The organism is Flavobacterium sp. GP15 (assembly GCF_014281985.1).
Classification (GTDB): domain Bacteria; phylum Bacteroidota; class Bacteroidia; order Flavobacteriales; family Flavobacteriaceae; genus Flavobacterium; species Flavobacterium pygoscelis.
In genome coordinates this window covers 483,149-500,377 of record NZ_JACFTC010000001.1, presented here as the reverse complement: position 1 = coordinate 500,377, position 17,229 = coordinate 483,149, and the positions used below count along the sequence as shown (strand labels likewise).

Annotated in this window: 11 protein-coding genes, 1 tRNA gene and 1 pseudogene; 3 read left to right on the top strand and 10 right to left on the bottom strand. The window is 31.2% G+C overall.

Annotated elements, in window-relative coordinates:
* Nucleotides 1–114: 114 nt before the first annotated feature.
* The 7 genes from bioB to H2650_RS02240 form a co-directional block, all read right to left on the bottom strand.
* The gene (bioB, locus tag H2650_RS02270; RefSeq protein ID WP_188049133.1) at nucleotides 115–1,206 is read right to left on the bottom strand and encodes a biotin synthase BioB; all 1,092 of its coding nucleotides are present in this window, start codon (nucleotides 1,204–1,206) and stop codon (nucleotides 115–117) included.
* 246 nt (nucleotides 1,207–1,452) lie between these two features.
* Entirely contained in the window at nucleotides 1,453–1,908 is a 456-nt protein-coding gene (locus tag H2650_RS02265; protein WP_188049132.1) for a hypothetical protein, read from the bottom strand.
* 103 nt (nucleotides 1,909–2,011) lie between these two features.
* Nucleotides 2,012–2,941, bottom strand: coding sequence for a bifunctional riboflavin kinase/FAD synthetase (locus tag H2650_RS02260; protein WP_188049131.1), 930 nt, complete (start codon nucleotides 2,939–2,941; stop codon nucleotides 2,012–2,014).
* A 96-nt stretch (nucleotides 2,942–3,037) separates the two neighbouring features.
* Nucleotides 3,038–5,065: a M43 family zinc metalloprotease gene (locus H2650_RS02255; RefSeq protein ID WP_188049130.1), complete on the bottom strand. Its 2,028-nt coding sequence runs from the start codon at nucleotides 5,063–5,065 to the stop codon at nucleotides 3,038–3,040.
* Nucleotides 5,066–5,177: 112 nt separating this feature from the next.
* Entirely contained in the window at nucleotides 5,178–5,804 is a 627-nt protein-coding gene (pth, locus tag H2650_RS02250; protein ID WP_188049129.1) for an aminoacyl-tRNA hydrolase, read from the bottom strand.
* A 318-nt stretch (nucleotides 5,805–6,122) separates the two neighbouring features.
* Nucleotides 6,123–6,734 (bottom strand): 50S ribosomal protein L25/general stress protein Ctc, encoded by a 612-nt coding sequence (locus tag H2650_RS02245; RefSeq protein ID WP_188049128.1) that lies wholly within the window; start codon nucleotides 6,732–6,734, stop codon nucleotides 6,123–6,125.
* A 63-nt stretch (nucleotides 6,735–6,797) separates the two neighbouring features.
* A complete protein-coding gene (locus H2650_RS02240; RefSeq protein ID WP_188049127.1) occupies nucleotides 6,798–7,739 on the bottom strand; it encodes a ribose-phosphate pyrophosphokinase in 942 nt (313 codons plus the stop codon).
* Between the two features lie 218 nt (nucleotides 7,740–7,957).
* Between H2650_RS02240 and H2650_RS02235 the strand changes: the two genes are divergently transcribed.
* Nucleotides 7,958–8,037 (top strand) — tRNA-Leu (locus H2650_RS02235).
* A gap of 165 nt (nucleotides 8,038–8,202) precedes the next feature.
* Here H2650_RS02235 and H2650_RS02230 read toward each other — a convergent pair.
* Both H2650_RS02230 and rhuM read right to left on the bottom strand, forming a co-directional pair.
* A complete protein-coding gene (locus H2650_RS02230; protein ID WP_188049126.1) occupies nucleotides 8,203–11,934 on the bottom strand; it encodes an ATP-binding protein in 3,732 nt (1,243 codons plus the stop codon).
* Nucleotides 11,935–11,950: 16 nt separating this feature from the next.
* Nucleotides 11,951–12,969: pseudogene (rhuM, locus tag H2650_RS02225) on the bottom strand (RhuM family protein).
* 803 nt (nucleotides 12,970–13,772) lie between these two features.
* Between rhuM and H2650_RS02220 the strand changes: the two are divergent.
* The gene (locus H2650_RS02220) at nucleotides 13,773–15,566 is read left to right on the top strand and encodes a hypothetical protein (protein ID WP_188049125.1); all 1,794 of its coding nucleotides are present in this window, start codon (nucleotides 13,773–13,775) and stop codon (nucleotides 15,564–15,566) included.
* A 234-nt stretch (nucleotides 15,567–15,800) separates the two neighbouring features.
* Here the strand turns inward: H2650_RS02220 and H2650_RS02215 are convergent, their stop codons facing one another.
* Nucleotides 15,801–16,145 (bottom strand): toxin-antitoxin system YwqK family antitoxin, encoded by a 345-nt coding sequence (locus tag H2650_RS02215; RefSeq protein ID WP_188049124.1) that lies wholly within the window; start codon nucleotides 16,143–16,145, stop codon nucleotides 15,801–15,803.
* Between the two features lie 463 nt (nucleotides 16,146–16,608).
* Here H2650_RS02215 and H2650_RS02210 point away from each other — a divergent pair, with 463 nt between their 5' ends.
* Nucleotides 16,609–17,181 carry a hypothetical protein gene (locus tag H2650_RS02210; RefSeq protein ID WP_188049123.1) on the top strand — a complete coding sequence of 191 codons (573 nt, stop codon included), beginning with the start codon at nucleotides 16,609–16,611 and terminating at the stop codon, nucleotides 17,179–17,181.
* The last annotated feature ends 48 nt before the right edge of the window (nucleotides 17,182–17,229 follow it).

Here is a 17,229-nt window from a genome sequence, read left to right as displayed (position 1 = left end):
AAAACAGTTGTTTATATAAATTGTGAATAGGATTTGGTTCCTATTGCAAAAAAAATGCTCCTAGAAATACTAGGAGCATGATTTATAAAATATAGATTGATTTTAAAGCCGTTGTTAAACTGTTTTACCTTTTGCAGATGCTTCTAGGTTTCTTTCAATTTCATGTCCTGGTCTAGACCATTTAGGTTTTTCGCCTAACGGAGCAAATTGCGAGTCTAATGCTTCAACGGTTTGTGGCTGTGAAACTTTTGTAAAAGGTTTTTGTGGGTTCAAACCTAGCATTTCAAACATTTTCATGTCTTCGTTTACATCTGGATTAGGAGTAGTAAGCAATTTGTCTCCTGCAAATATAGAATTGGCTCCAGCAAAAAAGCACATGGCTTGACCTTCGCGACTCATGTTCATTCTTCCTGCTGATAATCTAACTTGTGTTTCTGGCATAATGATTCTAGTTGTAGCAACCATTCGTATCATTTCCCAAATTTCTACAGGTTTTTCTTCTTCCATAGGAGTTCCTTCAACGGCAACTAATGCATTAATTGGCACTGATTCCGGTTGAGGATTTAATGTAGAAAGCGCCACTAACATTCCGGCTCTATCTTCGATACTTTCTCCCATTCCAATAATTCCACCACTACATACGGTAACATTCGTTTTGCGTACGTTTTTGATAGTTTGCAAACGGTCTTCAAAACCACGAGTTGAAATAACTTCTTTATAATATTCCTCAGAAGTATCTAAATTGTGATTGTAAGCATATAATCCTGCTTCGGCTAAACGGTGTGCTTGATTTTCAGTAATCATACCCAAGGTACAACATACTTCCATGTCTAGTTTATTAATGGTACGAACCATTTCTAAAACTTGATCAAACTCTGGTCCATCTTTTACATTTCTCCAGGCTGCTCCCATGCATACACGAGAAGATCCTGTAGATTTTGCACGCAAAGCTTGTGCTTTTACTTGACTAACAGACATTAGATCGTTTCCTTCAATTTCAGTGTGGTAACGAGCTGCTTGTGGACAATATCCACAATCTTCCGGACATCCCCCAGTTTTTATAGATAGTAAAGTGGATACCTGAACCACATTAGGATCATGATGCTCTCTATGAATAGTAGCTGCTTCAAAAAGCAAATCCATCATAGGTTTATTATATATTGCGATTATCTCGTCTTTAGTCCAATTGTGTTTTGTAATACTCATCGATACGATTTTTTGATGTTCCAAAAGTAGTTAAATTGTTCTAAAGAATCAATGCATTCGTTTCTAAAATATTAGTCATGATCTTTTTTTAACAGTAGAAATAATCGCTACTAACAAAGCTTTATTTGCGTTTTTAAAATCTATTTTTTAAATAAAATACGCTTATAAATTAAATTTTATAAAACTTATAAAACCTTAATTACTATTTTAATTTCAGATAAAGAATAAATTACAACTACAATCCGTTTATACTTTAACACTATGTTTGTCAGATCTATAACGAGTGTCCCAAAGTAACATTAAAATAAAGGTGACAATTACTGCAGAACTAAATCCTTCAAATAAAAGTGAAATAGAATAGGTCATTATGGAAGGTTCTCCTCCAAAAAGAAAAGTTTTAGATAAAGTGGCGATATATTCGTCTCCACCTTTAAAATAACTGTAAGAAATAAGTGCAACTACACTAAGAAAAACTCCAATTATTGCTGTCAATAATGCAGACATTCCGTTGGAGCCTAATGATTTTTTTCCTTCAATAAAATTAGCTTTTAGTGTTCTATTCGTTCCGTAAAAAATGAACAAAACATTAAAAACGCGAAGAAGATAAATATCGGCTAAGCCCAAAAGTTCCATTACTAAGAAATAAAGTCCAATTCCCAGTACTATAATCCATCCATTTACTAATTCTTTAGGTATTTTCATGTTGCTGATTTAAGGTTATAATTACTTGATAAATAATGTTTTAAACTCAAATTTACAACAAAAAGAAAATTATTCTTAAAAAAATAAAGAATACATAGCTTATTTATAAATCATTCAAATAGCTGATTGCTATTTGTTTGTCTTTTTCCAGTTGCTCTTTTAACAAGGTAACAGAAGCGAATTTTTGTTCGGAGCGAATTCTTTGTAAGACAGAAACTTGGAGTTTCTTATCGTATAAATCAGCATCGAAGTCAAAATAATGAATTTCTATAGAGTGATTTTGACCATCCACTGTTGGGTTAAAACCAATGTTCATCATTCCGTAAACTATTTTGTTTTCTATATAACTTTTTACAATATAGACGCCATTTTGAGGAATCAGTTTATAGTTTTCTAGAATTTTTAAGTTCGCTGTTGGAAAATTTATGGTTCTTCCTAATTGTTTTCCTAAGATTACAGTGCCAGTTAAAAAATAATCATAACCTAAATAATCATTAGCTAAAGTCATGTTGCCGTCTAGAAGTGCCGTTCTAATTTTTGTAGAACTAACTGAAATTTCATTGATTTCTTGAACCGAAATTTGCTCTACTTCAAAACCATATTGTTCCCCAAATGAAATAAGATCGTCAATATTGGCAGTGCGATTTCTGCCAAAACGATGGTCGTAACCAATAATTATTTTGTGAATGTGAAATCGATCTATTAAAATAGTTTTTACAAAATCTTCGGCTGTAAGTCTTGAAAAAGTTTCATCAAAAGGGTGAATGACTAAGTTTTCAAGTCCAATTTTTTCTAATAATTCTATTTTTTCATCAATGGTATTGAGCAACTTAATTTCACAGTCTTCTTGTAAAACCATTCTCGGATGTGGAAAAAAAGTAAGTACTAAACTTTCGTATTTTTCATTATCGGTGTTTTGTATAACTCTTTCAAGGATTTTTTTGTGACCAATATGAACGCCGTCAAAGGTGCCTAAAGTTATAACTGTTTTTTTTGTAGAACTGAAATCGTTTATAGAATGAAAAATCTTCAAAGCAAGTGTTTTATAATGGCAAATTTAAGACATACAATTGATAAATCTAAAAAAGGATTGAAAACTTCAATCCTTTTTTTAACTATTCTAATTTGTTTATTTCTTTATGAATCGAATGGTCTTTATTTCGGATTCATTTTTTGTTAATTTCAAAAAATAAATGCCTTGAGCAATATCAGATACATTTACTTGTAAATCTTGCTTTGTTACAATTTTTTTCGATTTTATAATTTGACCCAAACTATTTACAATGGTGTAATTATCTGGATTTATTGTGCTATTCTCAATGAATATATTTAATAAACTTGAGGCGGGATTTGGATATACAAAAACACTTTTTGATTCCTTCGTTTCCTCTGTTGGTATTGCGCCTATTATAAAGTGATTTGTTTTTTGATTTCTAAAGGCTGCGCCAGAGCCAATAATTTCACCGGTTGAGGTTGTTAATGTGTAAAAACCATTTCCATATTTGCAACAAAAACCGTCTGACTCACTGTCGAATATTGTAAAAGTGTAGCAGCCGTTATTTGTTAAGTTAAAAGTAGTATTTATGACTGGCGGAATATTTTCGGTATCCACATAAGGTCCGCCTTGGTATACTGTTTTACCGTCACTGTTAGTTAGTTTCCAAGTTGTTTCTGAGCCATATTCATCCAATTGCAGCGCTAATTTTACAGTTGTAGATGAATAGCTTTTGGTGCTTTCAAAATTTACAGCTGCACTATTATTATTGGTGTTTTGATCTACTGTTGTATTTGCTTTTGTGATCAAAACAGAAAAGATGTGATTACCTCCAGTGGTCTTTAAACTGTTTAGCGTAATTTCTTTTGCTTCGTCAGTTGATAAATTGCCAATCCAATCCAAGGTTTGTAAATTAGTATTGTCAATTCCGAAAGTAATAGATGCAGCGGTAAGTGGAGCGCTTCCTTTATTAACTATTTTGATTGTAGGTGCAAAAGAATTACCGCAAGGATCAAGGTTTAAATCTACAATAGTTACAGCAGCGTCATTAGTGAATATTGTTCCTGGTAAAAGCGCATCAGAAGTTTTTAGCGAGGCTCTTCTGACCGAATTGTTCATAACAGTGGTTATTCTAGTCTTTTGATCATTGGTAAAAATATTCATGCACGCATCATAAGTATAATCCATATAGTTTTCTACCATATCTAATCCCGGAGAATTAGGGCAGGAATCAATATTTGTTGGGCAACCTTCGTTAGATTGGCCTGCATTAGGAGTGTCTTCACAATAATCATCCACACTACAATCTCCGTCTCCCCAAATGTGTCTTAATCCTAGCCAATGTCCTATTTCGTGTGATGTTGTTCTTCCCTTGTCATAGTTAGCTGTGTAAGTTCCTCCAGGAAAGTAGGACGAAGATCCAAAGTAGGAGTAGCCAATAACGACACCATCGGTTACCGCGTCTCCAGCATCATTATCTAAACCCACAAGACCTGAAGTGCTTGGAAATTGTGCGTAACCCAAAACATCTGTGCTTTTGAGTTTAACGACCCAAATATTAAGATATTTTTCTGGATTCCATTGAGTCAGCGGTTTTACTACTTCATCAATATCTTCTAAAGACCAGCTTTCGCGTTCTAAATTAACGTGATTTATACCATTTGACAAGACTCCCGAAGGATCTCTTTTTGCAAGTACAAATTCAATTTCGACATCAGCTCCAGCGGGATGGGTATTGTAGCCTGGAGTATTGATTTTTTTTCGATAATCTTCGTTTAAGACCTTGATTTGAGAAATAACTTGCTCGTCATAAATATTTTCGTCTGCACCTAATAGGTCGCCATTGTGAATGACATGAACCACCAAAGGAATTTGAATTGTTGCATTTAATTTAAGACCATTTGAAAAAGTTTGTTTTTTCTTTTTGTCTGATATTATTCTAGGTGCAATCCATTTTTCAAACTCATTTGTTGAAGGTCTCTTGTTGTTTTTTGATTTTAAATATGCTTCGTATTCGGTACTCGCACATCGAATTACTGCACCTTCAGTAAGAAGTTGCTTTTTGCCAAAAAGCTCGATTTCGTGCTTAATGTTTCCTTGTGCTAAACCACAATGAATGGTAAAAAAAAGAGATAATAAAAAAATAAGAGTAATTTTTTTCATCGTTTTGATTTTCTAATGTATTCTGAAATCAGTTTTCTTATACTCTTTTTAATGAGTTTATTGTTTTATTATGCTTTAAAAAAGAGTTTATTATTACAAAACACTTCTTTTTTTATTTTCCATTAAAGGAAGTCATCGTATTTTCTAAACCTGCAGTTCCAAAAGACTTTATGATTTCAGAAGCGATTTCTAAACGTTCGGGTAAGGCTGTCTTTTCTGTATCATCCCAATCTCCAAGGACGTAATCGACTTGCTTTCCTTTTTTGAATTCGTCGCTTATGCCAAAACGGAATCGCGCATAATTTTGAGTGTTTAGAACTAGATTAATATTTTTTAATCCATTATGACCACCGTCACTTCCTTTTGGACGAATGCGGATGCTTCCGAAAGAAAGATTTAAATCATCGGTAATGACTAATATGTTTTCTATTGCAATCTTTTCTTTCTCCATCCAATACTGCACCGCTTTACCACTCAAGTTCATATACGTGTTTGGTTTAAGAAGTAAGAAGGTTCGTCCTTTGAACTTATATTCTGCTAGGCTTCCTAATTTTACGGTTTCAAAAGAAACACTCTCTTTTTTGGCTAAAAAGTCTAAAACTTTAAAACCGATATTGTGGCGGGTGTTTACATACTCAGCACCGATATTACCGAGTCCAACTATTAAATATTTCTTCATATCTGGGGTATTGTCTTCTGTTTTTTTTGATGAAAACAGTTCTTGTATCCATTTTATCATAGTGCAAAAGTAAACTTAATTACATAATTTATGGTAAACTGTGGGATTGTAATTTTGTGTTTGTTGTTCTTTTTGAAGGTTTTCAAATTTTATAAGTTTTTGGACTTATTTAGTAGGCGAGTAAAAAGTAGAAAATGTTCAATTTTAGCCCCGATTGTAGAGGAAATCCTTTTTATGAGCTTTTTAGCGAACAAAAAGATTGTACCGAAAAGCGGGAAGGGTTTTGTAAAGTAACTAAGCGCGATTGCTCCTTGTTTTTAAAACAAAAAAAAAGCACCAGTTTTGCAACTGATGCTTTTAAATATGATTGAAAAAGTATTATTTTTTCTTTCCTTTTGCAGGAGCTTTTGCTGCTTTTGCTGCTTCTTGAGCCGCTTTCATAGCAGCACGAGAAATCTTCACTTGACAGATAACAGTGTTGTCTGGGTGCATGATTTTGTAGTCTGGAGAAGCTACTTTAGTAACATATAATTTGTTACCCATGTCTAATGGAGTAATATCAGCTTCGATAAAATCAGGAAGATTTTTCGGTAATGCTTTTACTTTAAGTTTACGTGTGTTTAAACGTAAATCTCCACCTGCCATAACTCCTTTTGATTTTCCAACAATTTTCACAGGAACTTCCATAGTGATTTCTTTGTCGTCAAATAATTGGAAAAAGTCAATGTGTAAAATTTTGTCAGACACTGGGTGAACCTGAATGTCTTGTAATACTGCATTGAATGATTTTCCGTTTCCAAGATCGATCTCAACTGTGTGAGCGTTTGGGGTGTAAACCAAGCTTCTGAAAGCCATAACTTCTGCTGAGAAGTGAACTGCCTGATTTCCTCCGTATAAAACGCAAGGAACCAATCCAGCATTACGTAAGGCTTTAGTTGCTACTTTACCTACGCTTTCTCTTTCTGATCCTTTAATTGTAATCGATTTCATTGTAAATTTATTATAGTTATTAATTAAACTCTTGATTAAATCCCTAGTAGGGATTAGGTAGCTTTACATTATAAACTTTCCGCTGATAGAGTTGTTATGGTGTACCATATGCATTACTTCAGCAAAAAGAGGTGCGCAGCTCAATACTCTTATTTTTTTTGATTCTTTCTTTAACGGGATAGAATCGGTAACAATTAATTCTAATAATTTAGAATTTTCTATTTTCTCGTAAGCATCTCCTGATAAAATTGCATGAGTACAAATTGCTCTTACGCTCAAGGCTCCTTTTTCGATCATTAAATCTGCGGCTTTTGCCAAAGTTCCTCCGGTATCAATCATGTCATCTACTAAAATCACATTTTTACCTTTTACTTCACCAATTAATTCCATGGTGTCGATGATGTTGGCTTCTTTTCTTTGTTTGTAACAAATAACTACGTCTGAATCTAAAAATTTAGAGTAGGCATAAGCTCTCTTAGAACCACCCATATCTGGAGAAGCAATCGTAAGATTGTCTAATCCTAAACTTTTTACATATGGTAAAAAGATAGTAGAGGCAAAAAGATGGTCAACTGGTTTTTCAAAGAAACCTTGAATTTGGTCTGCATGCAGATCCATAGTCATTACTCTTGTTGCGCCTGCAGCATCTAATAAATTAGCTACTAATTTTGCTCCTATCGGAACTCTAGGCTTGTCTTTTCTGTCTTGTCTAGCCCAACCAAAATAAGGGATAACGGCTGTTATATGTCTAGCTGATGCGCGTTTGGCAGCATCAATCATTAATAACAATTCCATTAAATTATCTGCAGATGGGAAGGTCGAACAAACGATAAAAACCCTTAATCCTCTGATAGATTCCTCATAAGAAGGTTGAAATTCACCGTCGCTGTATTTTGACATTGTGATTTTTCCTAAAGGAATTCCGTACTCTTTCGCTATTTTTTCAGCTAGATAAACACTTTGTGAACAAGCAAAAATTTTAGCTTCTGGTTCTAGGTGTGACATTTAATTTGTTGTTTTGTAGTTAGTTGTGAGTTGCGTTTTTAACGAGGTGCAAATTTAGAAAATTTATTTGACTGTGAAAGGAAAATTTTAAGTATTTTTAGTTGAAGATTTGATATTATTTTTTACATTTGCACCGTGTTAAAGGAATTATTGTTGATTTCGATCAGGATAATAATTTTATTGCGTTGAGATAACTGTTGTTATTTCATGTCTGCTAAGCCCGGATGGCGGAATTGGTAGACGCGCTGGTCTCAAACACCTGTGGGAAACCGTGCCGGTTCGACTCCGGCTCCGGGTACTTAAAAACCTCTTAATCGTATGATTAAGAGGTTTTTTGCTTTTTAGGGGTGGCCAAAAGGGTGGCCAAATTTTTAATTTAGTTGTTATGACTTAAATTTAAAAAGGATAAAAGATTTAGATTTTAATTTTTATGATTGATTTTTTTAATTGAAACTAAAATATTTTAGTAGCGTTTTAAAAAACGTCTTTTCCTTTCAATATCTCCTCTTTCTCGACAATAATCAATATTATCAGAAATAAATTTTTTAATTGGAATGAGTTTTATGCCAATATCGGATTTCTCTACAATTGAAAGGATGTTTTTCCATTCTGCCATTTCAATGTCATTAATTATGGCGTCCCCGGAATAGACACCTCCATTTCCTCTCCAATGTATTTGTGAAAAAACATTCTTATTTTGATTTAATGACAAAAAAAGTAATAAAATATCATCAAACAAATCTCTCATCGAATGTCTCGTTATGTCTACAATAGCATTCATTTTATGAGAATCCAAATAGTTTTCTTTGCAATAATTTAGAATAAAAATTTTTGCTCTTTTTCTACTTTCTTCTTTAATATTATTAAAAAACGAATTGCAAAAATGTTCTGAAATATCAATGTACAGTTCGTTTTCAATGACTAAATCGAAAACACTTTTTAGTACTGTTTCAATATTTTCTATTTGCCATATGATTTCTAATTCTTTATGTTTTTCCAAGGAATTATAATCGTCTTTTGTGGAATACAAATTGTTTACATATTCTAAAAGAAAGCTTGAATCTTGGTGCAAAATATTAAGAAATGCTTTTTTCCCAAAGTCAAAATAATTGTCAATTTTATCTTGTTGTAAATAGGCTTTTTTAATTAATTCGAAATCATTTCCTAATAATTCTAATGATGAACTAAAAACTTCACTCCAAATTTGTATACGTGTTTCTTCTTTCTCATTTTTAATTGTGATAATTTTTAATAGTATTTCAAATAAATTTGATTCTATCTTTAAAAACTTCTTCAAATCATCAAAGTAAATTGTTTGGGTATCTTTTAGATTACTTACAGTTTTTATTAATGCTTCAACATAGTTACTATCTATTAAAGAAACTTCTAAAAAATAATAGAATAGAAGTTCCCAATTCGCTTTTTGATTGAATTCGTGTTTTTGCAAAATCTGCCATAAACTTTCTACTTTTTCCGTTGTTTTTAAATTGTTTATGAAAACAAGTCTAGGTGAATAATTTATATTATTGTTGTTTTCGATTATGATATTTAAAAATTGGCAGCCTAAGTCAAAATCTTTAGTACAATTTTCATCAATTATATAATCTAAAGTTTCATTGTAATTATATTCGCGTATAGCAACTCTTTTTAGATATGTAAAAGTTTTATAAAATATATTTATCTCTGTTACGTTCTGAAATAGAAAGGAACTGCGTATTTGCGTCTCTCTTAATTTCTCCTGCTCTCTAAAGTTCAATTGCTTATTAATCGTTTTGTCTCTAAATATATTCATATCAAATTTTAGAAACGTTTCGTATGTTGGATTTGTAAACTTTGTAATTAATGAAGGAAATGAAGAATGAGAAATTGAATTACGTTTGTACTCTCTTATTTGGTCTTGAATATATTTACAATGTTCGAATGAAGTTGGACTTAGATGAATTTCTATGATATTAATTACATAATTAACATCAAATTCCATTAGCTCTTTTGAAGAATCTATGCGTATACCAGAATAATGGTGTAATACTTCTAATGATTGAAATGGATGTTTTTTAAAATTATTTTTTAAAGCTTTCCAAATGTCTGTTCTAAGATCTTGTATTACTTGAACATTTGGAATTGGATAATCATAAAATGAAATCGCATTGTTTCTTGCTCCTTTGGTATGCTGAAACGTATGTCCCAAAAATGTTTTTGATAATTCATAAAAAGAGATAGAATATATGGGGATGCCTTTATTTAACCCATCTATTAAAATTCTAAACAAGATGTTTTGCCTTGTAAACCCATATCTTTCATCTTCTACTTCAAAAACTAATCTTGCTTTTATTTTATGAATTAATTCTGGTAGATGTTCTGGTTTCTTCAATGTGTACTCAAAAGCTATTTCTAAAAAGTCTTTTAAGTTATCTGAACTTCTGAAAAACTCACCGAGTAATTCGATAACTTCATTTTTATTATATGCAAACGCATTGTTTTTATAAGTTACCTCATATTTTTTTACGATTCTAATAGATGGCAATGATTCAATAATCGTATAGATAAATTCCAAGCTTTCGTTTCGCAGGTAAAACCAAAACATTGATAAAAATTTAAACCCACTATTTTGATCAGACTTTATTAGTGTCCAATGATTTTTCAAATGAGGTTGTAATTTTTGCATAACGTTTTGATAGCCGTATGTATTATTGGCAGGAATTACGGAATCTTTGAAACAGTAAGTATAACTATCAAAATAGTATTTCAATAGTGTTTCAAAAGAAAGTAAATCTTGTTTTACAAATGTTTTATAGAAAAAATAAGTTGAAAGGTTTTGCTCTGGAATTTTAACGTGCTCAAATTGAATTTCTACTAATTCCAATTTGTCAAGTTTATCTATTACATCAATAAATATGGAGTAATCAATTCCGAAATTATTAAGGATAGAAGTTGTAATTTCTTTATTTTTATATGGGATAGTGTGAAAGAAGGCAATTAATCCAAGACATTTTATATTCAAGTCGTTTGTGAACTCTCCGTTATCTTTGACGAAAGTAGAAAAATAATTTTCAAACAAATCTGAAACGTCGTGCAAAGCATAAATGTCTTGTTTTTCTTTTGCTAGTACAGAAGTCATAATAGCAATTCGAGGATTTCCATCTGCAATTCGAACAATTTCTTTGTGATAATTTGAATTAAGTATCTCAAATGGTTTTTCTTTTATGATATCGGTAATTTTTTCGTCCGAAAATTTTAATAAGTCTATATGTTTTGGTTGAAATTCTTGGCAAAGAATTCTTAGATTCTCGAAAGCGTAATCTCTAACTGTCATTATAATTTTAAGATTTCCTTTTCTTGATGATTTGTAAAATCCTATAATTTGATTAAAAGCATCTATTCTATTTGCATCATCAACAAAAAGTATATAATCCTTTTCTAGATTAAAATATTGGTATAAATCATCTAGTAATTCGTGATTTTTATAAGAAACACAATAGGCTTCAAATGATAAATTTATAGAAAGAAAATTTCTTATTCCTTCAAGTGCTAATTTGGTTTTTCCTACTCCTGGTGATCCAGTTAAAATAATTAAATCACTATAAAGAATTTCTTCAGTAAGTTGTTTTAATTCATTTTCTCTATGTAAAAATGTATTGTTTAAAGGTGTTGCAATTCCATTTGACGTTTTATTATATTCCTCAATAAACCTTCCGATAGGAACAATTTGGCCAGTGTCTAATGGAAGTCCTAAATATTGGGATGTTAAATTTCGATGATTTAGATGGAGTTCGAGAGCCAAAGAATCAAGGGTATAAATCGTAAGGCTTATTGTTGTATTGGAAAGAAGATTTTCTAATGCGTGAATTTTCTCTGTTGTTAGATTAAAATTGATGCATAGAATTATTTCATCTATTTGATTAATAGTAATTCCAGTTTTATTGGAATCAATACATTTATTTATATCGTCCTTTAATTTTGATAATCCTGCGGATATATTCGTAGAATATTCAACAAAAATATAATTTCCGTTTGGAAGAAGTAAAAACGTATCAGGAGTTCCTTTTGTTGTTTTTTGCTTTCCGCTTTGACTTCCTGTTCTAGAAAATGCTCTGTAATTATTAATTTTCAAAATAAGAAAACTATCACATAATTCTTGAAACACTGTTTCATTTATTGCTGCCAATCTATTTTCTATTGTTTGAAGTCTACTCATATTACCTAAATAACGGTTAATTCTTTTTATCCAAACCTTTAATCTGCTTATCAAAATCAGAGTTTATTTTCTGTGTTTTATTAAAAGTATCATATTCATTAGAAGCTTTATCAACGGCTTGTTGATGTGAAATGGTTCCTAAACCTTCTAAAACTTTATATTCATTAAAACTTAGAAATTTGTTCACGCTTTCTGCCAAGTCTTCCATTGTAAAAGTGTTTCTGCGTTCAATAAGATTTTCAATGTAATCAAAATAAGCGGATACGTTGCGTTCCAGCTGTTTGATTTCTTTTTCTTCAAGATAGTTTTTAGCTATTCCTGTGTCCAATTTTAAAATTCTTCCCTCTGGAGCATTTTCAAAGTCGTCAATCCCATTTGTGGTTTTGAACTATCAGCTTTTAAATAAATTATTTCGGCAGCTATTTTGCCTGTTATAGCAAAGTGAAATTTGTTTTGAACGGTAGCATAAAAGTTCTTGGTTACTTCCGATTTTGGATTGTAATCAATACTGCATTCTGCAAAAATATCTGTGATTTGTTGGTATATTCTACGCTCACTTGCACGGATGGAACGAACTCTATCTAATAACTCTCTGAAATAATCTTTACCAAATGTGGTTGTACCTTGTTTTAGGCGCTCATCATCCATAGCAAAACCTTTAATGATGTACTCTTTAAGGGTAGTGGTTGCCCAAATACGGAACTGAGTTGCTTTGTTAGAGTTTTCACGGTAGCCAACAGAAATAATTACGTCTAAATTGTAGTATTCTAAATTTCGGGTTACTTCTCTTTCGCCTTCTTTTTGAACTGTTCGGAATTTCCGAACAGTTGCTTCTTTTTCCAATTCCCCACTTTCAAAAATATTGGTAAGATGTTCACTAATCGTGGATTTAGTTACTCCAAAAACATCTGCTATTTTTTGTTGAGTAAGCCAAATAGTTTCATCTTGAATGTAAGCTTCTATTTTAATAGAGCCGTTTGGAACAGTATATAAAATAAAATGATTGTTATTTGGTATTAATTCACTCACGTTAATATGATTTAAATTTCCTTGCTTTGAGCTATTATTAAAGCTTCTAATTTTAGAAGCTTAATAAGATATGTAAAAATAAGGAATTATTGTTAAATTGGAGCTATGGTCAACAACTTATAAGTGAGATAAAATTGCTTTAAATCTTCGATAAAAAGATTAGACAACTCAATGGTAAAGGTTACTTAAAAGCTTATTAATCGATTGATTAGGAGGTTTTTTGCCTTTTAGTGATAATTAAAAGAGAGGGCGCGTTTTATAATTGTTTATCATGTTTTTTTAATTTATTTTACTATTTTTCCTTGACCTTTTACTTTGTTCTTAAAGCCCCGATTTGTGCGAACAAGGAAATTATTGACAAGTTTTTTTAATTAGAAACTCTATATAGCTGTTTTCAAATTTTGACTAACCATACGCTTGGAAAAAGCAATTTTTATTTTCAACTTTTTATAAAACAGTTTTTATGTATTATAAAGGAGTTAGAATCCTTTGAGATGATTTAGTTTATACTAAATAGCTATAAAACGGGAAAAGCTCCTACTAGTATAAAACACTTTTTTTTTAATCATATTCCTGTTGTAATTATTTGGTGTTTTCAGGGAATTTTGTTTCTATTTAACAACTTATAATTAGGTGACGATTTCTTGAGATTTTCTTCGTAAATTTTTGGATGTTAATTGTAAAGCATACAAAACGCCTTTAATTAACAAATAATTTTTTGGTTTCTACTTTTGTAAATTATGACTAAAACGTTTCTTTAATTGTATTGTCTAGCTATATTATTTAATTAGTTTTACCAAAAAAATCAGATGAAAGCCAAGTTTTTATTGTTGTTACTGTTGTGTTCTGCATTTATACAAGCTCAAAAAATAAGATGGGACTATGTAAACGTAAGAAGAGAAGTGGCTCCCTCTTTATTTCTAAAAGAAAGTCCTCTTAATGTGGCACTTATTTGCACTACTTTCGATTCGGGATTATCATCGGATCCTACGATGCGTTATCAGGTTTTTGAAAACGCAATATTATATAATGACTTTATTTATAATAATTTTGGCTTACCAGAGATAGTAGCTGTTCTAGAATATAAATTTGCACCTGCAACTTTGCACCTGGTAAAACAAGACTTAAAGTATAAGGTAGTAGTTGTCTCCCACTTGTATGCCAATTTAATATTGATTGACCGTTCAAAAGGTTTTTTTGATGAACAAGAAGTTCGTTTAGGAGACATTGATCTTGTTCATCCGACAGCTAATATAAAAGGGTTTAATTCTAATTTAGGATTTTTAGACTATCCAAATAACTTGAATACCACTCTGGTAATTGATGATTTAACTGAATTTGAAGCGAATCAATATAAAAACAAGACCAATCCTTCGTTACCTAGAAGTGGAGAAGAAAAGAGTGTCAATGAAATTCAGTTATTCAAATTGAAAATGAAAGTTGGTAGTATTCTTAGAGGTAAATTTTTGCCTACTGCCAGGTATCAACAGCGATCTTTTAATTATTTAAAGGAAGATAAAGACTTTAAAAGTGACAATTTTGATAAAGCATTACAATTAATTAAATCAGGGGTTGATCCCGTAAATGAATCTAAAGTTCGGGAAGCAATTAGCATTTGGCAAACTGAAGCGGATGCTATCACTAATCTTGACGATAAAAAAACTAAAAAGTATTACATCGCACTACAAGAAAATATTTTACAAGGTTATAATGTCATTAGAGATTTTCAAAATACAGATGAATTGGCAAGCAAACTCAAATCCATTGATTCTAATAATGAGATTGCCAATGCGTTGATTTCAAATAAAAAAAATGCCGCTTTACCGCAGCCGCCTCAAAAAGAAATTGTATTTGCCCCTGTTCCTGCGCGATTTGACAGGTCTGATGTAAAGCGTTTTTTAGACAAAAAATCGGGGAAGATAAATGCAATTGTCAGATTACAGCCGGATAAGTATGAAGGAAAATTGGGAGATATGAATACATATAAAGCCGCTTCGGAAGTATTTAGAAAATCACAAGTTAATTCTACAAGTTTTAATGCAATTTTGTCTTTGTTCCTGCAAATTGCAGAATATGAGCGAACTGGTGTTAATTATGATCAGGTAAAAGAGGTAAAAGAAGTCTTAAAGAGTTATAATGCGTTTTGTTTGCAGCTAGCAAAAGAAAGAAAAGCATTTGATGCTACTTATGATTTTAAAAATCAGGCTGCTTCTTATATGGAGAAATTACGTTTGCACCTATTAAGTCTTCATAAAAAAGAAGAGTTTACGGTGTTTGATGATGCCTTATCTACTGCAATAACGGCTACTATTGCACATACAAAACCCGAAAACCAACAAATAGCAAGAGATATAATAGATCTAAACACGGCAGTAACGCTCAAAGCAAATGCAACTGCAGATCCAGTAAAGAACCAAGTTATTATCGATCGATTAATTGATAATGTGACAGCTTTTTTTGCTAAAAAAGTCCCTAATCAGCAATACGAAGTGTTTTTTGAGTTTGATAATGCAGCTAAATTACTGAAACAAAATAAGAGTATTAGCGCTGTAGAATTAGGCAATTTCTCCAGTATACTTTGTGTTTTATATTTCTATTTATAAGCGAGATTTCTAATTAGTAGTTGTGTCTTTTTTTGATATTTTGTTATCAAGTGGTAGCCGTCAAAAGGGATTTGTAAGTAGTGTGCGTTTGATCAAAATAGGAACGAGTTTTTACTATCGATACTTTATGTGTTGTGAGTGCATCTAGTAGTTAAATGGTTTTTTTTAAATAGATTTAGCAAAAAAAAAGTCTCCGAATTAACGAAGACTTTTGGTTGGTTTTATAAAATGGTGTTAGTTGTTTGCGAGTGCGTCTTTTTTCCACGTTTTTACAGCGGCAATTCTACTGTTTGAATAATCTACTTCGTGCAATATGTCATTATTCCAGAAAAACCATTTTCCTGTTTTCTCTCCGTTTTTGTAAGTGGCAACAGCCGTTTTTGTACCATTTTTAGAATAAGAAGTCCATGTTCCGTCTAATTTTCCATCCTTAAAAAAGCCTTCTTGTTTTACTTGGCCATTTTCAAAGTAATAGGTTGTTTTTACTAAATCACCTACTGCTTCTAATTTAGGATTGTTGTCTTGAGCAAAAGAAATTCCTGAAATGAGTAATGCGGTCAATAATATATATTTTTTCATATTAAATAGTTTTTTAAATTGATGATTGCTTAACAAATCTATAAAAGATTTTACAATAAAAAAACTTTAACTTAACAATTTGGTAACATTGAGTGAAAACTTAACATTGGAATTTATTTTAGCATGTGGGAGAATATTTTAAATCCCTTATTTTAAATTCATAAGTATAGATCTAGCTCAGCTCTTTTTTACTCATAAAAGGATTTAGTACTTACTAGAGTTTCACTATAAATTGATGTTGTAATACCTGTAATCACTGTAATGTAAAGCTAAAAACTTAAATAATAGATTAATTTTTGAGTCTTATTATGGGATTTCTTTTAACAATGAATTCTGGCGTTTTATTATCGGAAATAGATGATAATATTAATTCTGACAATAACTTTAACAAATTAATAATCTTATAATTTAAGCGTCAGATTTTTTTTATTTAGTTTTGAAACTCACTAATAATTAATGAATTATGAATATCAAATATATTTTTTTTGGAATTTTACTGTTTGCTGCACTTTCTTGTAAAAATCAGGATACTACTGAAAAGCAAATTAGTACTATGACCGAAATTGAGGAAGTGAGTGTAAAAGGAATTCGTAAAGGTGCTATTGAGGTTTTTGTGGAAAATGAAAAAATAGTTTGTAATAATGTGAAGAGTGAAATGGGCGTGATTTATTACGATCATACTGCAGTACCGGATAATAATGGAGTTAATTATCAAATTGGAGGTTTTTCTGATGATGGTGCAGTTGTAGGTATGACATTAACCACTAATAAAGTTGGAGTTTACAAATTCTCTCGAATTGATGGTTACATGTATAGCGTCGATATAAATACAAGATCTTCAGAGGGGAATAAAAAAGCGATGGTAGTTTCGAGTGATGTGGGAACAATGACGATTACTAAAAGTGATAAAGATTTTATATCAGGTCATTTTTCTGGCAGAGGACTTAAAATGGATGATCCAGAAAGTTTGAAACTTGTTCCGGTAAATATTAAAGGAAAATTTACAGATATCCCTCTTTTTAAATTGGCTGAATAATCGTTCTGACTTAGACTATAAACCTTTAATTATTAAAATGATATTGCA